The following is a 17,893-nucleotide window of genomic DNA, read 5'->3' on the forward strand; positions in this document are numbered from 1 at the left end:
CTTGCAGATCCGGCGACCGCTCCACATTAGGCGGGCGGCCCGGGCAGGAGGGGCGCGGCTCAGTCGCGCCCGGAGCGGTCCAGCTTCTGGCTGATCACCTGGGAGATCCCGTCGCCCTGCATGCTGACGCCGTACAGGGCGTCGGCGACCTCCATCGTCTTCTTCTGGTGGGTGATCACGATGAGCTGGGAGCTCTCCCGCAGTTCCTCCATGATCATGATGAGCCGCTGGAGGTTGGTGTCGTCCAGCGCCGCCTCGACCTCGTCGAGCACGTAGAAGGGCGAGGGCCTGGCCTTGAAGATCGCGACCAGGAAGGCGACCGCGGTCAGCGAGCGCTCGCCGCCCGAAAGCAGGGAGAGCCGCTTGACCTTCTTGCCCGGCGGCCGCGCCTCGACCTCCACGCCGGTGGTCAGCATGGACTCGGGGTCGGTCAGCACCAGGCGGCCCTCGCCGCCGGGGAACAGCCGGCCGAAGATGCCCTCGAACTCGCCGGAGACGTCGTTGTAGGCGGCGGTGAAGACCTGCTCCACCCGATCGTCGACCTCCTTGACGACGGTCAGCAGGTCGCGCCTGGTCTTCTTCAGGTCCTCCAGCTGGGTGCTGAGGAAGGCGTGCCGCTCCTCCAGCGCCGCGAACTCCTCCAGCGCGAGCGGGTTGACCTTGCCGAGCTGCTTGAGCTGGCGCTCGGCCTGCCGCAGCCGCTTCTCCTGCTCGGCACGGACGTAGGGGCGGCCGGGGCGCGCGGCGGGGGCGGTCCCCTCCCCCTCGGGCCCGGCGGGCGCCTCCTCGGCCTCCTCCGACGGAGGCAGCGGCACGGCCGGGCCGTACTCGGCGACGAGCACGTCGACCTCGATGCCCAGTTCGTCGACGGCGCGGGTCTCCAGCTGCTCCAGCCGCAGCCGCTGCTCGGCGCGGGCCACCTCGTTGCCGTGCACCACGCTGACCAGCTTCTCCAGCTCGGTGGAGAGTTCGCGCAGCCGGGCGCGGACGGTCTTGGCCTCCTCGTCGCGGTGCGCCCGCTCCGCCTCGGCCCGCTGCCGCTGGGCGTCGGCGGCGGCCAGCGAGACCTCGATGCGCTCCAGCGCGCGCTCGGCGCCGGTCAGCACGGCGGCGGCGATCGCCGCCTGGCGCTCGCGCAGCGCCCGGCGGGCGGCGGCGCGCTCGCGCGCCTCGCGCTCCTTGGCGGCGGCCCGCAGCAGGCCGTCGGCGCGGCCGGCGATGGCGCGGGCGCGCTCCTCGGCGGTGCGGACGGTGAGGCGGGCCTCCATCTCGGCGGAGCGGGCGGCCGCGCAGCGGTCGGCGAGTTCGTCGCGGGCGTCGGTGTCGGCGTCGGAGTCGTCCACGGGCTCGGCCTCGGCCTGGTCGAGCCGCTGCTCCAGTTCGGCCAGCTGGGAGAGCCCGGCCGCCCGTCCGCTCTCGGCCTTGGCCAGCGCCGCCTCGGCGCGCTGGGTCTCGGCCAGCGCGGCGCGGTGCTGGCCGCCGAGGCGGCCGATCCGCTGCGCGACCTCGTTGCGGCGCTTGTCGGCGGCACGGCGGCGGCGGGCGATGTCCTCGACCACGGCGGCGGCGGCCGCGCGCCGCTCGTCGGCCTCGGCCAGCTCGGCGCGGAGCCGCTCCCCGGTCGCGGTGGCCGACTCCAGGCTCTCGGCCGCCTCGTCGACGGCGGCGCGCACCTCCAGCAGGCTGGGTACGGCGGTGGAGCCGCCGGCCACGAAGCCGGGGGCGAACAGGTCGCCTTCGCGGGTGACGGCGCGCACGCCGGTCTCCAGCAGGGCGGCGGCCTGCTCCAGGTCGTCGGCGATCGCGACCCGGTCCAGCAGCGCGGCCAGCACGCCGCGCAGCCGCGGCGGCGCCAGCACGGCGTCCACGGCGTAGCCGACGCCCTCGGGCAGCGCCGGCCAGCGCTCGCGCGGCAGCGCGGACCCGGCCTGCTCCCCGGCGACGACCAGGCCGGCCCGGCCGCCATCCTCCTTCTTCAGCGCCCGGACCGCCTCGACGGCGGTGTCCAGGTCGGCGACGGCGACGGCGTCGGAGGCGGCGCCGAGCGCGGCGGCGACGGCGGTCTGCGCGCCGGGTTCGACGGTGAGCATCGCGGCCAGCGAGTCCAGGACGCCGGGCAGCCGCTCGGCGCCGTCCAGCAGCGCGGCGGCGGCGTCCTTGCGGTTGAGGCCGAGTTCCAGGGCGTCGCGGCGGGCGGCCAGCGCGGCCCGCTCCCGCTCGGCGGCCCGCTCGGCCCCGCGCAGTTCGGCCAGCTCGGCCTCTGCCTCGGCCAGCGCCGTCCTGGCCTGCTCGTTCTCCTCGTCCAGCCGTCCTTCGCCCTCGTCGGCGCCCTCCACCTCCGCCTCGGCCTGCTCGTACTCGACCCGGGCGGTCTCGGCCCGGCCGCGCGCCTCGCCGGCCGCGTCGGCCAGCCGCTGGATCTCGGCCTCGGCAGCGGCCAGCCGGCTGCGCGCCGCCTCGACCCGGCCCCGCAGCGTGGCCAGGCCCTCGCGCCGGTCGGCGGCGGCCCGCGCGGCGGCGGCGATCCTCGCCTCCTCGGCGCGCAGCGCCGCCTCGGCCGCGGTGCGCTCGGCGACGACCGCCTCCAGCGACTCCCGCGACGCCTCCAGTGCCTCGGTCAGCTCCTCCTCCTGGGCGCGCACCTCCTCGGCCTCGCGCTCCAGCTCCTCGGGCTCGCGCCCGCGCCGCTCCTCGCCGGAGTCGCCGGTGAGGTGGCGGCGGCGCTCGGCCGCCAGCGAGGCGGCGCCGCGCAGCCGCTCCCGCAGCCGGGACAGGCCGTGGAAGGCGTCATTGGCGGCGGCCAGCCGGGGCGCGGCCGCCGCGGCGGCCGCCTCCAGCTCGGCCTCGCGGGCCTGCGCCGCCGCCAACTCGCGCTCGACGGTCTCGCGCCGCTGCCGGACCGCGTTCTCGTCGGCCTCCTCGCGCTCCAGCCGCTCCCGCAGGGTGACGATGTCGTCGGCGAGCAGCCGCAGCCGCGCGTCGCGCAGGTCGGCCTGGATGACGGCGGCCCGCCGGGCGATCTCGGCCTGCCGGCCGAGCGGCTTGAGCTGGCGGCGCAGCTCGGCGGTGAGGTCGGTGAGCCGGTTGAGGTTGCCCTGCATCGCGTCGAGCTTGCGGAGGGCCTTCTCCTTGCGCTTGCGGTGCTTGAGGATGCCGGCCGACTCCTCGATGAGCGCTCTGCGCTCCTCGGGGCCGGCGTGCAGCACGGTGTCGAGCTGCCCCTGGCCGACGATGACGTGCATCTCGCGGCCGATCCCGGAGTCCGACAGCAGTTCCTGGATGTCCAGCAGCCGGCAGGTGTCACCGTTGATGGCGTATTCGGAGCCCCCGTTGCGGAACAGGGTGCGGGTGATGGTGACCTCGGCGTAGGAGATCGGCAGGGCGCCGTCGGTGTTGTCGATGGTGAGGCTCACCTCGGCGCGGCCCAGCGCCTGGCGGGACGAGGTGCCCGCGAAGATGACGTCCTCCATCTTGCCGCCGCGCAGCGACTTGGCGCCCTGCTCCCCCATCACCCAGGAAAGGGCGTCCACCACATTGGACTTGCCGGAGCCGTTGGGCCCGACGACGCAGGTGATCCCGGGTTCGAAGCGCAGGGTGGTGGCGGACGCGAAGGACTTGAACCCGCGCAGGGTCAGGTTCTTCAGGTACACGCGTCCGCTCTCCCTTTCCTCCGCTGGACGGCCGGGGCGCCGCCCGGCCCCGGGGCGCGCCGGGCCGCGGCGCGCCGCCGCGCACGGCGGCTCATTGCGCCGACCTTACCCGCGGAGTGCCGCTGATCTGTGGACGCGGCTCGAAATGGGGCGTAGGCAAAGGCGGGATGCGCGGGATGGTCTAGAGATGTCCGGCGGTACGCGCGACCATTGGCCGGGGTATGGCGGGAACGGCACGGGTACGGCCGGCAGGAATGGCGGCCGGTTCCAGGGCAGCGAAAAGGGACGCCATTTCCTTGACGTCCCTGATACGTGTCGCTACTGCCCGACCTGCGATTACTCAGGTCAGCGCCGGCTCGCGCTCGGAGGTCCTGACCGTGACGACGGCCTCGGAGATCGCGTCGTGCTGAGCCTGCAGACGTACGAGCTCGGCTTCGAGGTCGCGTACGCGCTGCTGGAGGCGGCGCATCTCCTGAACCATCCGCGGGTCAGGACCACCAACGTGGCCAAGTAGAGCCTTCGCCATGATGTGGGTCCTCCACACTGAGTGACCAGACGGATCCTGCGCACAAGGAACTGACGGAGCTCGAATGTCCGTATTGGCGCGCGCGGTGTACTACCAGAGTCTCACCGCGAAACCCATGGGTCAAGTTGAACAACTGTGAGATGTAACGCTGATTTAACAGGGCTTTGCCGCGCCGCACCTGCCCGTGTCGGCTCCGCCTGGTCCCCGCGTCAGCGCTACCGCCTCAGGATACTCAACGTTCGACGAAGCCGGTGTAGGAACCGCCATATTCACGCCAGCGTTCGGTCACGTCGACCACCCGGCCCGGGGTGTCACCCGTCCGCAACAGCTCGAGCAGCCGCCGGCAGGACTCCTCCGGCCCCTCGGCCACCACCTCCACCCGCCCGTCGTCGAGGTTGGTCGCCGCCCCGGTGAGGCCCAGCTCAAGCGCCCGGGACCGCGTCCACCAGCGGAAACCCACCCCCTGGACCTGGCCCCGCACCCACGCGTTCAGTCGGACGTTCCCCATCGGGCCATGGTAGCGAGCACGGCCCCGCGCACCGCGGCGCGGACGCCCGCGGCCCGCCGCCGCTCACAAGCGCGCGCCCTCCGGGACCGGCTGGCAGGTGGGGCAGCTGAAGGACGAACGGTTCATGAACACGTCGCGGCGGATCGGGGTGCCGCAGCGCACGCAGGGCTCGTCGCGGCGGCCGTAGACGCGCAGCGAGCGGTCGAAGTAGCCGCTCTCGCCGTTGACGTTCACGTACAGGCTGTCGAAGGAGGTGCCGCCCTCGCGCAGCGCGGCGCTCATCACCGTGCGGACGGAGTCCAGGACGCCGGCGGTCTCCGCGGCGGTGAGCGTCTCGGTGGCGCGGGCCCAGTGCTGGCGGCTGAGCCACAGCGCCTCGTCGGCGTAGATGTTGCCGACGCCGCTGATCAGGGACTGGTCGAGCAGGGCGCGCTTGAGGCCGGTGCGCCTGCGCCGCAGCGCCGCGGCGAAGGCGTCGGGGTCGAAGGCGGACTCGAAGGGGTCGGGCGCGATGTGCGCGATCGGCGCGGGCAGCTCCGCGCCGCCGGGCACCACCATCAGATGCCCGAAGGTGCGCTGGTCCACGAAGCGCAGTTCACGGTCGGCGCCGCCGGCGCCGCCCGGCCCGGTGAACACGATCCGCACCCGCAGGTGCTTCTCGTCGGGGCGGTCGGGCGGCTGCACCAGCAGCTGGCCGCTCATGCCCAGGTGCGCCAGGACGGCGTCGCCGGTGTCCAGCGGCAGCCACAGGTACTTGCCCCGGCGGCGCACGGCGGTGACGGTGAGCCCGCGGAGCCGGTCGCCGAAGTCGGCGCCGCCCGCGGTGTGCCGCCGCACCGACCTGGGGTTGTACACGCTGACGCCGGCGATGGTGCGGCCGACGACCCACTGCTCCAGCCCGCGCCGGACCACCTCGACCTCGGGCAGCTCGGGCACCGGCTCAGCCCGCGGGCTTGTCGGGGGGCGTGCCGCCGGCCGCCTCTGCGCGGGCGCGGATCGCGGTCCACGCCGCCTCGGCCGCCTGCTGCTCGGCCTCCTTCTTGCTGCGGCCCTCGCCCTGGCCGAAGCTCTCACCGGCCACCCGGGCGGTGGCCCGGAAGGTCTTCTGGTGGTCGGGGCCGCTCTCCTCGACGTGGTATTCGGGCACCCCGAGCAGCTCGGCCGCGGTCAGCTCCTGGAGCGAGGTCTTCCAGTCCAGGCCGGCGCCCAGCCCGGCCGCCTTGGCGATCAGCGGGTCGAACAGGCGGTGCACCAGCTCCGACGCCGCGGCCAGGCCGCGGTCCAGGTAGACGGCGCCGATCAGCGCCTCCAGGGTGTCGGCCAGGATCGAGGACTTGTCGCGCCCGCCGGTGCCCTCCTCGCCGCGCCCCAGCCGGATGTAGCCGCCCAGCCGCAGGCCGCGGCCGACATCGGCCAGCGCCCGCATGTTCACCACGGCGGCGCGCAGCTTGGCCAGCTGGCCCTCGGGGAGGTCGGGGTGCTCGCGGTACAGGGTGTCGGTGACGACCAGGCCCAGCACGGAGTCGCCCAGGAACTCCAGCCGCTCATTGGTGGGCAGCCCGCCGTTCTCATAGGCGTAGGAGCGGTGCGTCAGCGCCCGTTCGAGCAGGACGGGGTCGACCGCGACGCCGATGGCGGCGCCGAGCTCCTCGGCGATCCGCCGCGGGTCCGCGGGATTGTCGGCAGTGGTCATCGCCTGTACACCTCTTCGTTCGCGACGCCGGCCCACCGGGTTCGTCCGACCCGGACCGGCTCCGTTGACCGGGATCAAGGCAGCGGCGACGCGTAACCGTACCGCGGGCGCGCTCGCGCGGCACGACGGGGAGGTTCCACGGAAGCGAGGTGAGCGCCGGGGAAGGCGGGCGGTTCGCACCGCGCCTCAACCGGCGGCCACCACGGTCCCGGGGAGCATCACCACTGGAGCGGGTTGCGCGCCGCCCGCCGGCGCCGGAGGCTTCCGGAGCCGGCGGGCGGCGCGCCACCGGGCGCTTCGGGCTCAGGCCGGGTCGACGACCTGGCGGCGGTTGTAGGTGCCGCAGTTCGGGCACGCGGTGTGCGGCAGCTTGGGGTCGCGGCACTGCGGGCAGGTCACGAGGGTCGGCGCGGACGCCTTCCACTGCGCGCGGCGTGACCGGGTGTTGCTCCGCGACATCTTCCGCTTCGGGACGGCCACGTCAGCCCTCCTGGGTCTCGTTGTCGTGATTCGTTAGCTTGCGCAGCGCCGCCCACCGGGGGTCGGCGCCGTCGTGCCCGTGATCGGGCGGGGCGTCGGCGAGCCGGACGCCGCACTGCGCGCACAGGCCGGGGCAGTCGTCCCGGCACAGCGGCGACAGCGGCAGCTCCAGCACGACCGCGTCACGCACCACGGGTTCGAGGTCGATCAGATCGCCCTCGAGGCGGTGGGTCTCGTCCTCGTCCGCGTCCTCGGCCGCGGAAAGGTCATCCGCAGGATAGACGAAGAGCTCCTGGAACTCCGCATCGACGGAGTCGGCCAGCGGCTCCAGGCAGCGGGCGCACTCCCCGGACAGGGGGGCGCGCACCGTGCCGGACACGAGCACGCCGTCGACGACCGACTCCAACCGGAAATCCAGTTCGAGTTCGGCGCCCTCGCGGACGCCGACCAGCCCCGCCTCGAGGTCGGCGGGGGCCGGCACGATCCTGGACTGGGTCCGCATCGCGCCCGGCTGGCGCCCGAGCGGCCGGGTGTCGACCGTGTAGGGGGCTTTGGGGTTGAGGCGAGACAGGGCAGTCCTGCTTTCGTGAGGGCGGCGGCGGTGTCGACCGGTCGCGGCCGGACGGCGCCGGCCGGTGCTCGGCTGCTCGGCCGCGGGTCGGGCGGCCGCTCGGCGCGCTCGCGCACGCTGAGGAGCAACCACTGAGTTTACCAGCGGCCGGAGCCGCTTCCGCCGCCTCGGCAGGGGCACGGGCGCCCTCAGGAGGGCGGCGCGCCGCCCAGCCGCTCGCGCAGCCGCTGCCCGACCAGTTCCGGCACCGCGGAGGACACGTCGCCGTGGTAGCGGGCGATCTCCTTGACCAGGCTGGAGGAGAGGAAGGAGACCTGCGGGTTGGTGGCCATGAACAGGGTCTCCACCCCGGCCAGCCGGTAGTTCATCTGGGCGATCTGCAGCTCGTAGTCGAAGTCGCTGACGGCCCGCAGGCCGCGCACGATCGCGGGGATGTCGTTGGCCTTGCAGAAGTCGACCAGCAGGCCGTGGAACTTCTCCACCCGCACGTTTCCGTAGCCGGCGGTGACCTCCCGCAGCATCTCCACCCGCTCCTCGACGGTGAACAGGCTGGTCTTGGAGACGTTGATCAGCACGGCCGCGACCACTTCGTCGTACTGCCGCGAGGCCCGGCTGATGATGTCGAGATGTCCGTTGGTGACCGGGTCGAAGGAACCCGGGCAGACGACACGGCGCACGGTGCGGCCTTTCGCGCGGGGACTCGGGCCGGGGCCGGACCGGGTCGCGGACCGTCGCCGACTAGTCCGCGGCCGGGGTGGCGCCCGCGGCGCGACCGTACCAGAGTGCCGCCTCGCCGTATCGGCGGCCCCGGTCGGGCCGGTAGCCCTCGGGCCAGGCCAGGTCGGGCTCACGGGCGGAGCGCTCGACCACGACGACGGCGCCGGCCGCCAGCCAGCCGCCGTCGCGCAGCGCGCGCAGCACGGCGTCCACCTCTGCGGCGCCGACGGCGTAGGGCGGGTCGGCGACCACCAGGTCGAAGGGCTCCCCCGGCGGCCGGGCCAGCACCCGCTCGACCCGGTCGGCGAGCAGCCGCGCGCCGTCCAGCCGCAGTTCGGCGATATTGCGCCTGATCACCTCGGCGGCGCGCCGGTCGGACTCCACCAGCAGGGCGTGGGCGGCGCCCCGCGAGAGCGCCTCCAGGCCGATCGCGCCGGAGCCGGCGTAGAGGTCGAGCACGCGGGCGCCGTCGAGGCCGCCGAGCCGGGAGACCACGGCCGCGAACAGCGCCTCCCTGGCGCGGTCGCCGGTGGGCCGGGTGGTGCGGCCGGGCGGCACCACCAGCCGCCGCCCGCCCGCGCTGCCGGCGATGATGCGGGTCACGCCTTCTCCAGGTACTCGGCGCGGTCGTCGCCGAGCAGTTCGTCGACGGCGTCGGCCAGGGCGGGATGCCGCTCCAGCGCGGGGTCGGCGGCGACGAGTTCGGCCGCCGCCTCGCGGGCGTCGCCGATCAGCTCCTCGTCGCGCAGCAGGGTGAGCATCCGCAGCGAGGACCTGCGCCCGGACTGCGCGGCGCCCAGCACGTCGCCCTCCCGGCGCTGCTCCAGGTCGACGCGGGACAGCTCGAAGCCGTCGGTGGTGGCGGCCACGGCGGCGAGCCGGTCACGGGCCTTGGAGGGCTCGGCCGCCTCGGTGACCAGCAGGCACAGCCCCGGCACGCTGCCCCGGCCGACGCGGCCGCGCAGCTGGTGCAGCTGGGAGACGCCGAAGCGGTCGGCGTCCATGATCATCATGGTGGAGGCGTTGGGCACGTCCACGCCCACCTCCACGACGGTGGTGGCGACCAGCACGTCGAGCTCGCCCTCGGCGAAGCGGCGCATCACCGACTCCTTCTCGTCGGGGGGCATCCTGCCGTGCAGCGGGGCCACCCGCAGGCCGCGCAGCGGCCCCTCGGCCAGCATCGGGGCCACATCGAGCACGGCCAGCGGCGGGCGGCGCGGCGGCCCCGCCTCGGCGTCGTCGGTGTCGGCGGCGCCGTCGCCGGTGCCCGCCTCGTCCGGTGCGTCGGGCTCGTCGCCGCCGATGCGCGGGCAGACCACGTACACCTGGCGGCCCTTGCCGACCTCCTCGGCGAGGCGCTCGTAGGCGCGGCGCAGGAAGTGCGGCTTGTCGGCGGCAGGGACGACGTGGGTGGCGACCGGGGAGCGCCCGGCCGGCAGCTGGGTGAGCGCGATGACGTCCAGGTCGCCGAAGACGGTCATCGCGACGGTGCGCGGGATCGGGGTGGCGGTCATCACCAGCACGTGCGGGCGCCGGTCGGTGCCGGCCTTCTCGCGCAGCGCGTCGCGCTGCTCGACGCCGAAGCGGTGCTGCTCGTCCACCACGACGAGGCCGAGGTCGGCGAACTGGACGTTCTCCTGCAGCAGGGCGTGGGTGCCGACGACGATCCCGGCGTCCCCCGAGGCGGCCTCCAGCAGGGCGGCGCGCCGGGTCTTGGCGCCCTGCGAGCCGGTGAGCAGGGTGACGCGGGTGGCCTGCTCGGCGCCGCCGAGCATGCCGCCCTCGGCGAGCGGGCCGAGCAGCGCGGTGATGGAGCGGTGGTGCTGCTGGGCCAGCACCTCGGTGGGGGCCAGCAGCGCGGCCTGCCCGCCCGCGTCGACGACCTGGAGCATGGCGCGCAGCGCCACGAGGGTCTTGCCGGCGCCCACGTCGCCCTGGAGCAGGCGGTGCATGGGGTGCTCGCCGCCCAGGTCGGCGGCGATGGCGGCGCCCACCTCGCGCTGGCCCTCGGTGAGGGTGAAGGGCAGCGCGGCGTCGAAGGCGGCGAGCAGGCCGTCGGGCCGCGGCGGGCGCGGCCGGGCGGGCAGCGCCTGCGCGGCCAGCCGGCGCTGGGCCAGCGCCACCTGCACGCCGAAGGCCTCGTCCCACTTGAGCCGGCGGCGGGCCCTGGCCAGCTGGGCGTCGTCGTGCGGGCGGTGGACGCCCTCATAGGCCTCTGCCAGCCCGACCAGCCGCTGCCGGGCGCGCAGTGCGGCGGGCAGGGGGTCGTCCAGCTCGCCGAGGCCGTCGAGGGCGACGCCGACGCTCTTGGCGATCCGCCACGACGGCAGCGAGGCGGTGGACGGGTAGACGGGGATGGGCCGGGCGGCGTACTCCTCGGCCACCGAGGCGTCGACCGACTCGTCCAGCAGCTCGTACTCGGGGTGGGTGAGCTGGCGGGTGCCGCCGTAGCGGGAGACCTTCCCGGCGAACAGCGCCTGGCGGCCGGGCACCAGCTCGCGCTCGTAGTGGGCGGTGCGGCCGAAGAAGGTGAGGGAGAGCCTGCCCCGGCCGTCGGTGACGGTGACGGTGAGCAGCCGGCCCCTGCGCTGCTTCATCGGGCGGCTGATCGCGCTCTCGACCTCGGCGAGGACCGTGACGTGGTCGCCGACGGCCAGCGAGGCGAGGTCGGTCAGCTCGCCCCGCCTGGCGTAGCGGCGCGGGTAGTGGCGGAGCAGGTCGCCGAGGGTGTGCAGGTCGAGGGTGCGGGCCAGGGTGGCGGCGGTCCGGTCGCCCAGGGTCTTGCTCAGCGGTTCGCGTCGTCGGTCCACGGCATTCCAGGTGGGTGCGGGAAGAGCTGGAGCGGGGTCCGGCGGATCGGGCCGGCCGCCGCCGGGCGGGCGCACACGGTGCCCGCCTCCCTATCTTGCCCGTCCCGGCCGACAGTGCGCCGAGGGGCGGGCCGGGGCGCGCCGGAACTGGGCTATCCTGGAGTGCGTCGTCGGCACTGGCGCGCGTCTCACCGCGTTCGCCTACCCGGGTCCGCTCCGATAGCCTCGGCTTTTCGGGCGCCGACGGCCCGCAATCGATCCAGTCCCCCTCGGGTGCCCGCCGTGTCCGGCGCGCCACCCCGAGCCTTGCGAATGGAGTTAACCGTGGCTTCCGTATGCGACGTCTGCGGCAAGAGGCCGGGGTTCGGCAACAGCGTCTCGCACTCCCACCGCCGCACCCCCCGCCGCTGGAACCCCAACATCCAGACGGTGCGCACCTCCATCAACGGCACCCCCAAGCGGCTGAACGTGTGCACCTCGTGCATCAAGTCCGACAAGGTGAGCCGCATCAGCAAGATCTGAGGCCCGCAGGCGCCCCGCGCGGGCGCCGGTGCCGCTTCGCGGGGCCGGACGGCCTGGTCGTCCGGCCCTTCGGCATGTCCGGGGCCGACCGGAGGCGGTACGGCCCGGCTCGCTCGGCGGCTAGCAGCCGGCGCCGTTGATGGTGCAGCCGCGCAGCTCCGGTCCGTCGCCGGAGGCGTTGAAGCCGATCACGGCGGTCTCGCCCGGGTCGAGCCGCCCGCCGGCGCCGGCGCGGAAGCCGTCGCGCTCGCGGTCCCATTCGTCGGCGCCCCACAGGTCGTTGACGTAGGCGTCGTCGAGCCGGACCGTGACGTTCCAGCCGTCGAGGGCGCGGTCGCCCTGGTTGGTGATGACGAGCTGCCCCTGGAAGCCGTACCACCAGTCGTCGACCACGGAGTAGGACACGACGGGCCGGGCCTGGGCCTCGCCGGCCGAGGTGGACCGGGGGTCGGGCCGCGGGGTGTCGTCGGGCTCCTCGGTGTCCTGCCCCTCGGGCGCGCCGCCGGAGTCCTGCTCGGGCTCGGCGGAGGGCGAGGGCTCGCCGGAGGGCTCGGCCGAGGCCGGGGCCGAGGGGGTGGCGACCGCGCTGGCGCCCTGGTCCAGGCCGCTGAGGCCCGGGCTGCTCTCGGGGCCGGTGACCGCTCCGGGCATCGCGTAGGAGCTGTCGCCGTCGAGCGGCGCGTTGGTGAAGCGCAGGTAGATGTGGCTGGTGCTGTAGGCCAGGAGCAGCAGGCCGAAGACGAGGCCCGAGCTGAGCAGCGCACCGGCCAGCCGCGGCCGCCGGGACCGATCGCGGGCGGTGCGCGCCTTGGCGCGCTCCGCCGGGACGCTCACGGACGGCGGCTCGGCATCCTCGTCGGCGCCGGGCAGGGGTTCGGCTCTGCCGTGCCGGCCCATGCGGTTCATCCTCTCGGTCGCGGTGCGTCCTTCGCGCGGCCCCGCCCGCGCGGGGCAGCGGCGTGTCGGGCACGCGGTGCGGCGTCGCGGGAGAGCTTATGACAATCCTGCGGCCGGTACCGAGCCCGGAACGCCGATACCACAGGAAAGATAAGATCGACTACTCCGGGTGACCGCTTTGCCCGCTCTTGACCGCTCCCTCCCCGATCGTTGACTTTCAGCCCGGCGCGCCACGGCCGAAATGGTCCCATCCGGACGGGTTCACCGGTGATCCGTCCAGCAGCACCCCGGATCCGATCCCGATCCGGCCGACGGTGCGCCAGTGGCGGGGCAGCGGGGTGCCCGGCCGGAAGCTCGCGGCCAGCGCGTGGTCCTCGCCGCCGTTGAGCATGAACGCGAGCGGATCGGCGCCGTCCAGCAGCGCGCACGCCGCGGCCAGTTCAGGATCGGGCCGCAGCGCGGCGGAGTCCAGTTCGACGCGCACTCCGCCGGCCGCGGCGATGTGGCCGAGGTCCTGCACGAGGCCGTCGCTGACGTCGATCATCGCGGTGGCGCGCAGCCGGGCCGCCTCGGGCCCGGCCGGGTAGGGCGGACTCGGCCTGCGGTGCTCGGCGACCACGGCCGCGGCGGCGGGGTCCGCAGGGTCGGCGGGCGGATCGGCCAGCAGGGCCAGGCCCGCCGCCGACCAGCCGAGCCGTCCGGCCACCGCGACCAGGTCGCCGGGGCGGGCGCCGCCGCGCCGCACGGGGGCGGCGCCGGCCAGGTCGCCGAGGGCGGTGATGGCCAGCGTCAGCTCGCTCGCGCGCACCACGTCGCCGCCGACCACGGCCGCGCCCGCCGCGGCGCACTCGGCGGCCAGGCCCTCGGCCAGCTCCTCGGCCCAGCTGACCGGCAGCTCGGGCGGGGCGGCGAAGCCGAACAGCAGCCCGGTGGGGCGGGCGCCCATCGCGGCCACGTCGGCGAGGTTCTGCGCGGCCGCCTTGTGGCCGACATCGCGCGGCCGCGACCAGTCGCGGCGGAAGTGCCGGCCCTCCACCAGCAGGTCGGTGGTGGCGACGACCCGCGAGTCGGGCGCGCGCAGCAGCGCGGCGTCGTCGCCGGGGCCGATCAGGACGTCGTGGGTGGGCGCCAGCCGGGAGGTGATCCTGGCGATGAGCTCGAACTCGCTGAGACTGCCGATCGTGGTGGGCACGGACGGCAGGATACGATCCAGTGCACGTTTCTCCGGCGGGGGCGGGACGGTGTGGCCTTCGATGGCTGCGGCCCGCGTCCCGGCGGCTCCGTCCGACCGCAGCCTCGTCCGAGGAGCTGGTTATGGTCCAGGCGTACATCCTGATTCAGACCGAGGTCGGCAAGGCGGCCGAGGTGGCCGGGCAGGTGGCGGCCCTCGAGGGGGTCCTGCAGGCCGACGACGTGACCGGGCCCTACGATGTCATCGTGCGGGCGGAGGCGCCCAATGTCGACGACCTCGGCCGCCTCGTCGTGGCCAGGATCCAGGCCATCGACGGCATCACCCGCACCCTCACCTGTCCCGTGGTCAGACTCTGAAGCCTCCGAGGTGGCGCATGCGGCCGTCGGCCCCCGTCCGTCCGGTGCCGGGCCGCGCCGCCGCCTCACCCAGGGCCGCGCTGGCGGCCGGCTGCGCCGCGGTGCTGCTGTCCGGCTGCGCCGGGAGCGGCGCGGTGAGCGTGCCGGCGCCCACACCCGACGCCGCCGCGGCGGCGCTGTGCGCGCAGCTGGTGGCGGCGCTGCCCGAGGCGCTGGACGAGCGGCCGCGGGTCCCGGTCAGCCCTGAGTCGGAGCTGGTGGCCGCCTACTCGCAGTCGCCGGGGGCCCCGGCCGTCGCGGTGCGCTGCGGTGTGCCGCGCCCGCCCGACCTGCGGCCGGAGTCGGAGCTGTGGGTGATGAACGAGGTGTCGTGGCTGCCGCAGCCGGCCGGCGCGCCCACCCAGTTCACCGCGGTCGGCTTCGGCGCGTACGTGGAGGCGATCGTGCCGCCCAGCGAGGACGAGCCGCAGGCCGTGCTGGTGCCGCTCTCCGACGCGATCACCGCGAACCTGCCGCCGCTGGAGCCCGGAGCGCTGTAGCGCGGGCGGGCCGCCGCGGCCCCGTCGGAGATCACCCGGATTCCGCGGCGATCCGGCGTCCGCTTTTCTACTACGTCTTGTAGTACTACGAGCCTTAGAACTACAATTCGTAGTACGACGTGCCGTCGTCTTGAGGACGGCGGCGGCAGGAACGGGGGCTGACCGGGATGGACGCGCTGGATCTCGCACGGTGGCAGTTCGGGATCACCACGGTCTACCACTTCGTCTTCGTGCCGCTGACGATCGGACTCTCGGTGATCGTGGCGGGCTTCCAGACCGCCTGGCACCGGACCGGCGACCCGGTCTACCTGCGGCTCACCCGCTTCTTCGGCAAGCTCTTCCTGATCAACTTCGCGATGGGGGTCGTCACCGGCATCGTGCAGGAGTTCCAGTTCGGGATGAACTGGAGCGAGTACTCGCGCTTCGTCGGCGACGTGTTCGGCGCCCCGCTGGCCCTGGAGGCGCTGGTCGCCTTCTTCCTGGAGTCCACCTTCATCGGACTGTGGATCTTCGGCTGGGACCGGCTGCCCAGGCGGGCGCACCTGGCCGCCATCTGGCTGGCCGCGATCGGCAGCAACCTGTCGGCCTACTTCATCCTCGCCGCCAACGCCTGGATGCGTCACCCGGTCGGCTACCGCATCGACCCCGAGACCGGCCGCGCCCAGCTCACCGACATCTGGGCCGTCCTCACCAACCCCACCGCGCTGGCCACCGTCCCCCACGTCCTGGCCGGCTCCTTCCTCGCCGCCGGCGGCTTCGTCATCGCGGTTTGCGGCTACCACCTGCTCAAGAACCGCACCGGCCCCGACACCCGCCTGTTCCGCACCGGGCTGCGCGCGGCGCTCGCCGTCACCGCGCTCGCCGGGGCCGTCTCGGCGGTGTCGGGCCACACCCAGGCGCAGCTGATGCACGAACTCGCGCCGATGAAGCTGGCCGCCGCCGAGGCGCTGTGGGAGACCGAGAGCGGCGCGGGCTTCTCCGTGTTCGCCGTGCCCGACCCGGAGAACGAGCGCAACGTGGTCAGCGTCCAGATCCCCTACGCCCTCAGCTTCCTGGCCACCAACGACCCGAACGCCGAGGTGCAGGGACTCAACGACCTCCAGGCCGCCTACGAGCAGGAGTTCGGGCCGGGCGAGTACCGGCCGAACGTGCCGGTGATCTTCTGGTCGTTCCGCTTCATGATGGCCTTCGGGATGTCGGTGGCCGCCCTCGCCGTACTCGGGCTGTGGCTGACGCGCCGGGGCGGGCTGCCCGCGGGCCCGTGGTTCTACCGGGCCGCGCTGCTCGCGCTGCCGCTGCCGTTCCTGGCCAACATCTTCGGCTGGATCATGACCGAGATGGGCCGCCAGCCGTGGACGGTCTTCGGCGTGCTACAGACCGCCGCCAGCGTCTCCCCCGGCGTCAGCACCGCCACCGTCGCGATCACCCTGCTCACCTTCACCGTGCTGTACGGGGTGCTCTTCGTCGTCGAGGCCCGCCTGCTGGCCCGCTACATCGCCGCCGGCCCGCCGCCGGACCCGGCGCGGGAGGGCACCCGCCCCTCCGGCGCCCCCGACGGCGAGCGCACGACCGGGACCGCCGCCCCGATCGACGCCGAACCCCAGTACACCCTGTAGACCGCGCCGCCCACCCTTTGACGGGAAGCACCATGGAACTCGACCTGCCGCTGATCTGGTTCGCCCTCATCGCCGTGATGTGGACCGGCTACTTCGTGCTGGAGGGCTTCGACTTCGGGGTCGGCGTGCTGCTGCCGGTCCTCGGCCGCCACCCCGACGACCGCAGGGTCATGCTCACCGCGATCGGCCCGGTCTGGGACGGCAACGAGGTGTGGCTGATCCTCGCCGTCGGCGCCACCTTCGCCGCCTTCCCGCCCTGGTACGCCTCGCTGCTCAGCGGCTTCGTCCTGCCGCTGCTCGCGGTGATCGTCGCGCTGATCCTGCGCGGCGCGGCCCTGGAGTACCGCGGCAAGCGCGACGACGCGCGCTGGCGCGCCCGCTGGGACCTGGCCATCACGGCGGGCAGCGCGGTGCCCGCGGTGATGTGGGGGCTCATCTTCGCCACGGTGGTGCGCGGCGTGCCGATGGACGCCGACGGAGTCGTCTCGCTGGGCCTCGCCGAACTGCTGCACCCGCACAGCCTGCTCGGCGGGCTCGCCACCCTCGCCCTGTTCACCCTGCACGGCGCCGTCTTCATCAGCCTCAAGACCGACGGCGCCATCCGCGCCCGCGCCCGCGCCACCGCCCTGGCCACCGCCGCCGTAGCGGTCCCCGCCACCGCCGCCTTCGCGGTGTGGACCGCCTACGGCCAGGGCTGGCCGCTGGCCGCGGCACTGTGCGCCGCCGGACTCGCCACCCTCGGCACCGGCGCCATCGCGGTCGGCCGCGAAGGCTGGGCCTTCACCGCCACCGCCGCCGCCATCGCCCTCACCACCGCCACCGTCTTCGGCGCGCTCTTCCCCGCCGTCCTCCCCTCCAGCACCGACCCGGCCTTCAGCCTCACCATCGCCAACGCCGCCTCGGCCCCCTACACCCTCACCCTGCTGAGCTGGGTCGCCCTCGCCTTCACCCCGATCGTCCTCGCCTACCAGGGCTGGACCTACTGGGTCTTCCGCCGCCGCCTCATCCGCACCGACGTCACCGCCCCCAGCGAGGCGCTTACGCGGTACTGACGGGGTGCGCTCACGCGTCCACGATGGCGACGTCGTAGCGCCGCACCGCCGGGTCGCGGGTGAAGGTGGAACGGGAGCGTGCCCGACTCGCGTGCGTGCTCCCAGCTCACCGGCAGCGGTAGGAAGCCGCTCTGGTGGACCGCGTCGAGGTAGCCGTCCGGGACCGACAGCTTGCCCGTCGACCGCTTGATCTCGATCTCCCAGATGGAGACGGCGCTGACGAGGACCTGCGGCGCGTACCGGATGCGCTCCACGACGTCGTCCTTGAGTTGATCGCCGCCCATCAGCGCGCACAGGAGGACGTGGGTGTCCAGCAGCAGCCTCATGGGGCCAGCCCGAAGCGGCGCTCGATCTCGGGATCGGCCTCGTCGAAGTCGTCGGCGATGGTGATCCGGTCGCGGAGCAGGCCGAGGCGGCGCGGTTCGGAGCGGCGCAGCGGGACGACCTTGGCGACAGGTCGGCCGGCCTCGTCGATCACGACCTCTTCACCGGACCGGACTCTGTCCAGGATCTCGTCGAGCCGGGCGTGGGCCGCGTCGTAGTGCGGTGTCGTCATGCCACTCTCCTGGTGCGCCGCTCGGCCGCTCCTGTCGCATCCAGGCTAGCCCCGCATGGCACCGCACTGTCTTTCATTTCATCGCGCTGCGCTGCACGGTGCGGCGCACCGAGGTCCGCGCCGCCGCCGATTGCCGATATCGTCGCCCCCGTGGGTCATGCGATTCGGGAAGTACTCGGCGGTGTCGGTACGTTCGTCCGGGGGTTCG

Annotated in this window: 19 protein-coding genes; 5 read left to right on the forward strand and 14 right to left on the reverse strand. The window is 74.4% G+C overall.

Annotation, left to right across the window (positions count from 1 at the left end; translation table 11 throughout):
* Positions 1-59: 59 nt before the first annotated feature.
* The 10 genes from smc to recG all read right to left on the reverse strand — a co-directional run bounded on the left by smc (position 60) and on the right by recG (position 10,955).
* The gene (gene smc / locus CLV72_RS26875) at positions 60-3,650 is read right to left on the reverse strand and encodes a chromosome segregation protein SMC (protein ID WP_106251877.1); all 3,591 of its coding nucleotides are present in this window, start codon (positions 3,648-3,650) and stop codon (positions 60-62) included.
* A gap of 340 nt (positions 3,651-3,990) precedes the next feature.
* Positions 3,991-4,176 (reverse strand): hypothetical protein, encoded by a 186-nt coding sequence (locus tag CLV72_RS26880; RefSeq protein WP_106252278.1) that lies wholly within the window; start codon positions 4,174-4,176, stop codon positions 3,991-3,993.
* Between the two features lie 232 nt (positions 4,177-4,408).
* On the reverse strand, positions 4,409-4,684 hold the full coding sequence (locus tag CLV72_RS26885; protein WP_106251879.1) for an acylphosphatase: 276 nt from the start codon (positions 4,682-4,684) through the stop codon (positions 4,409-4,411).
* A 63-nt stretch (positions 4,685-4,747) separates the two neighbouring features.
* Entirely contained in the window at positions 4,748-5,620 is an 873-nt protein-coding gene (gene mutM / locus CLV72_RS26890; RefSeq protein WP_106251882.1) for a bifunctional DNA-formamidopyrimidine glycosylase/DNA-(apurinic or apyrimidinic site) lyase, read from the reverse strand.
* 4 nt (positions 5,621-5,624) lie between these two features.
* The gene (gene rnc, locus CLV72_RS26895) at positions 5,625-6,377 is read right to left on the reverse strand and encodes a ribonuclease III (RefSeq protein WP_106251889.1); all 753 of its coding nucleotides are present in this window, start codon (positions 6,375-6,377) and stop codon (positions 5,625-5,627) included.
* 303 nt (positions 6,378-6,680) lie between these two features.
* On the reverse strand, positions 6,681-6,857 hold the full coding sequence (gene rpmF, locus CLV72_RS26900; protein ID WP_106251890.1) for a 50S ribosomal protein L32: 177 nt from the start codon (positions 6,855-6,857) through the stop codon (positions 6,681-6,683).
* Between the two features lies 1 nt (position 6,858).
* Positions 6,859-7,359 carry a YceD family protein gene (locus CLV72_RS26905; protein ID WP_106251891.1) on the reverse strand — a complete coding sequence of 167 codons (501 nt, stop codon included), beginning with the start codon at positions 7,357-7,359 and terminating at the stop codon, positions 6,859-6,861.
* 257 nt (positions 7,360-7,616) lie between these two features.
* Positions 7,617-8,105, reverse strand: coding sequence for a pantetheine-phosphate adenylyltransferase (coaD, locus tag CLV72_RS26910; protein ID WP_106251893.1), 489 nt, complete (start codon positions 8,103-8,105; stop codon positions 7,617-7,619).
* Between the two features lie 61 nt (positions 8,106-8,166).
* Positions 8,167-8,748, reverse strand: coding sequence for a 16S rRNA (guanine(966)-N(2))-methyltransferase RsmD (rsmD, locus tag CLV72_RS26915; protein ID WP_106251896.1), 582 nt, complete (start codon positions 8,746-8,748; stop codon positions 8,167-8,169).
* Positions 8,745-10,955, reverse strand: coding sequence for an ATP-dependent DNA helicase RecG (gene recG, locus CLV72_RS26920; protein ID WP_106251898.1), 2,211 nt, complete (start codon positions 10,953-10,955; stop codon positions 8,745-8,747). Before recG ends, rsmD begins: the two co-directional genes overlap by 4 nt.
* Before the next feature lie 324 nt (positions 10,956-11,279).
* Between recG and rpmB the strand changes: the two genes are divergently transcribed.
* Positions 11,280-11,477 (forward strand): 50S ribosomal protein L28, encoded by a 198-nt coding sequence (gene rpmB, locus CLV72_RS26925; protein WP_106251901.1) that lies wholly within the window; start codon positions 11,280-11,282, stop codon positions 11,475-11,477.
* A 120-nt stretch (positions 11,478-11,597) separates the two neighbouring features.
* Here the strand turns inward: rpmB and CLV72_RS26930 are convergent, their stop codons facing one another.
* Positions 11,598-12,374 carry a cellulose binding domain-containing protein gene (locus CLV72_RS26930; protein WP_146159576.1) on the reverse strand — a complete coding sequence of 259 codons (777 nt, stop codon included), beginning with the start codon at positions 12,372-12,374 and terminating at the stop codon, positions 11,598-11,600.
* 217 nt (positions 12,375-12,591) lie between these two features.
* Positions 12,592-13,566, reverse strand: coding sequence for a thiamine-phosphate kinase (locus CLV72_RS26935; RefSeq protein WP_106251907.1), 975 nt, complete (start codon positions 13,564-13,566; stop codon positions 12,592-12,594).
* Positions 13,567-13,688: 122 nt separating this feature from the next.
* Between CLV72_RS26935 and CLV72_RS26940 the strand changes: the two genes are divergently transcribed.
* The 4 genes from CLV72_RS26940 to cydB all read left to right on the forward strand — a co-directional run bounded on the left by CLV72_RS26940 (position 13,689) and on the right by cydB (position 17,129).
* The gene (locus CLV72_RS26940; RefSeq protein ID WP_106251910.1) at positions 13,689-13,922 is read left to right on the forward strand and encodes an Lrp/AsnC family transcriptional regulator; all 234 of its coding nucleotides are present in this window, start codon (positions 13,689-13,691) and stop codon (positions 13,920-13,922) included.
* Positions 13,923-13,939: 17 nt separating this feature from the next.
* Entirely contained in the window at positions 13,940-14,461 is a 522-nt protein-coding gene (locus CLV72_RS26945) for a DUF3515 family protein (protein WP_106251914.1), read from the forward strand.
* A gap of 167 nt (positions 14,462-14,628) precedes the next feature.
* The gene (locus CLV72_RS26950) at positions 14,629-16,077 is read left to right on the forward strand and encodes a cytochrome ubiquinol oxidase subunit I (RefSeq protein WP_106251917.1); all 1,449 of its coding nucleotides are present in this window, start codon (positions 14,629-14,631) and stop codon (positions 16,075-16,077) included.
* A 32-nt stretch (positions 16,078-16,109) separates the two neighbouring features.
* A complete protein-coding gene (cydB, locus tag CLV72_RS26955) occupies positions 16,110-17,129 on the forward strand; it encodes a cytochrome d ubiquinol oxidase subunit II (RefSeq protein ID WP_106251919.1) in 1,020 nt (339 codons plus the stop codon).
* On the opposite strand, the gene CLV72_RS31895 is transcribed toward cydB, so the two are convergent.
* Together CLV72_RS31895 and CLV72_RS26960 are read right to left on the reverse strand one after the other, a co-directional pair.
* Positions 17,057-17,455, reverse strand: a complete 399-nt coding sequence (locus CLV72_RS31895; protein ID WP_146159577.1) for a type II toxin-antitoxin system VapC family toxin — start codon at positions 17,453-17,455, stop codon at positions 17,057-17,059. The two genes, cydB and CLV72_RS31895, sit on opposite strands and share 73 nt — an antisense overlap.
* Positions 17,452-17,685: a type II toxin-antitoxin system Phd/YefM family antitoxin gene (locus CLV72_RS26960; RefSeq protein WP_106251921.1), complete on the reverse strand. Its 234-nt coding sequence runs from the start codon at positions 17,683-17,685 to the stop codon at positions 17,452-17,454. The genes CLV72_RS31895 and CLV72_RS26960 overlap by 4 nt, the downstream gene beginning before the upstream one ends.
* Between the last annotated feature and the right edge of the window lie 208 nt (positions 17,686-17,893).

The organism is Allonocardiopsis opalescens (assembly GCF_003002095.1).
Taxonomy (GTDB): domain Bacteria; phylum Actinomycetota; class Actinomycetes; order Streptosporangiales; family Streptosporangiaceae; genus Allonocardiopsis; species Allonocardiopsis opalescens.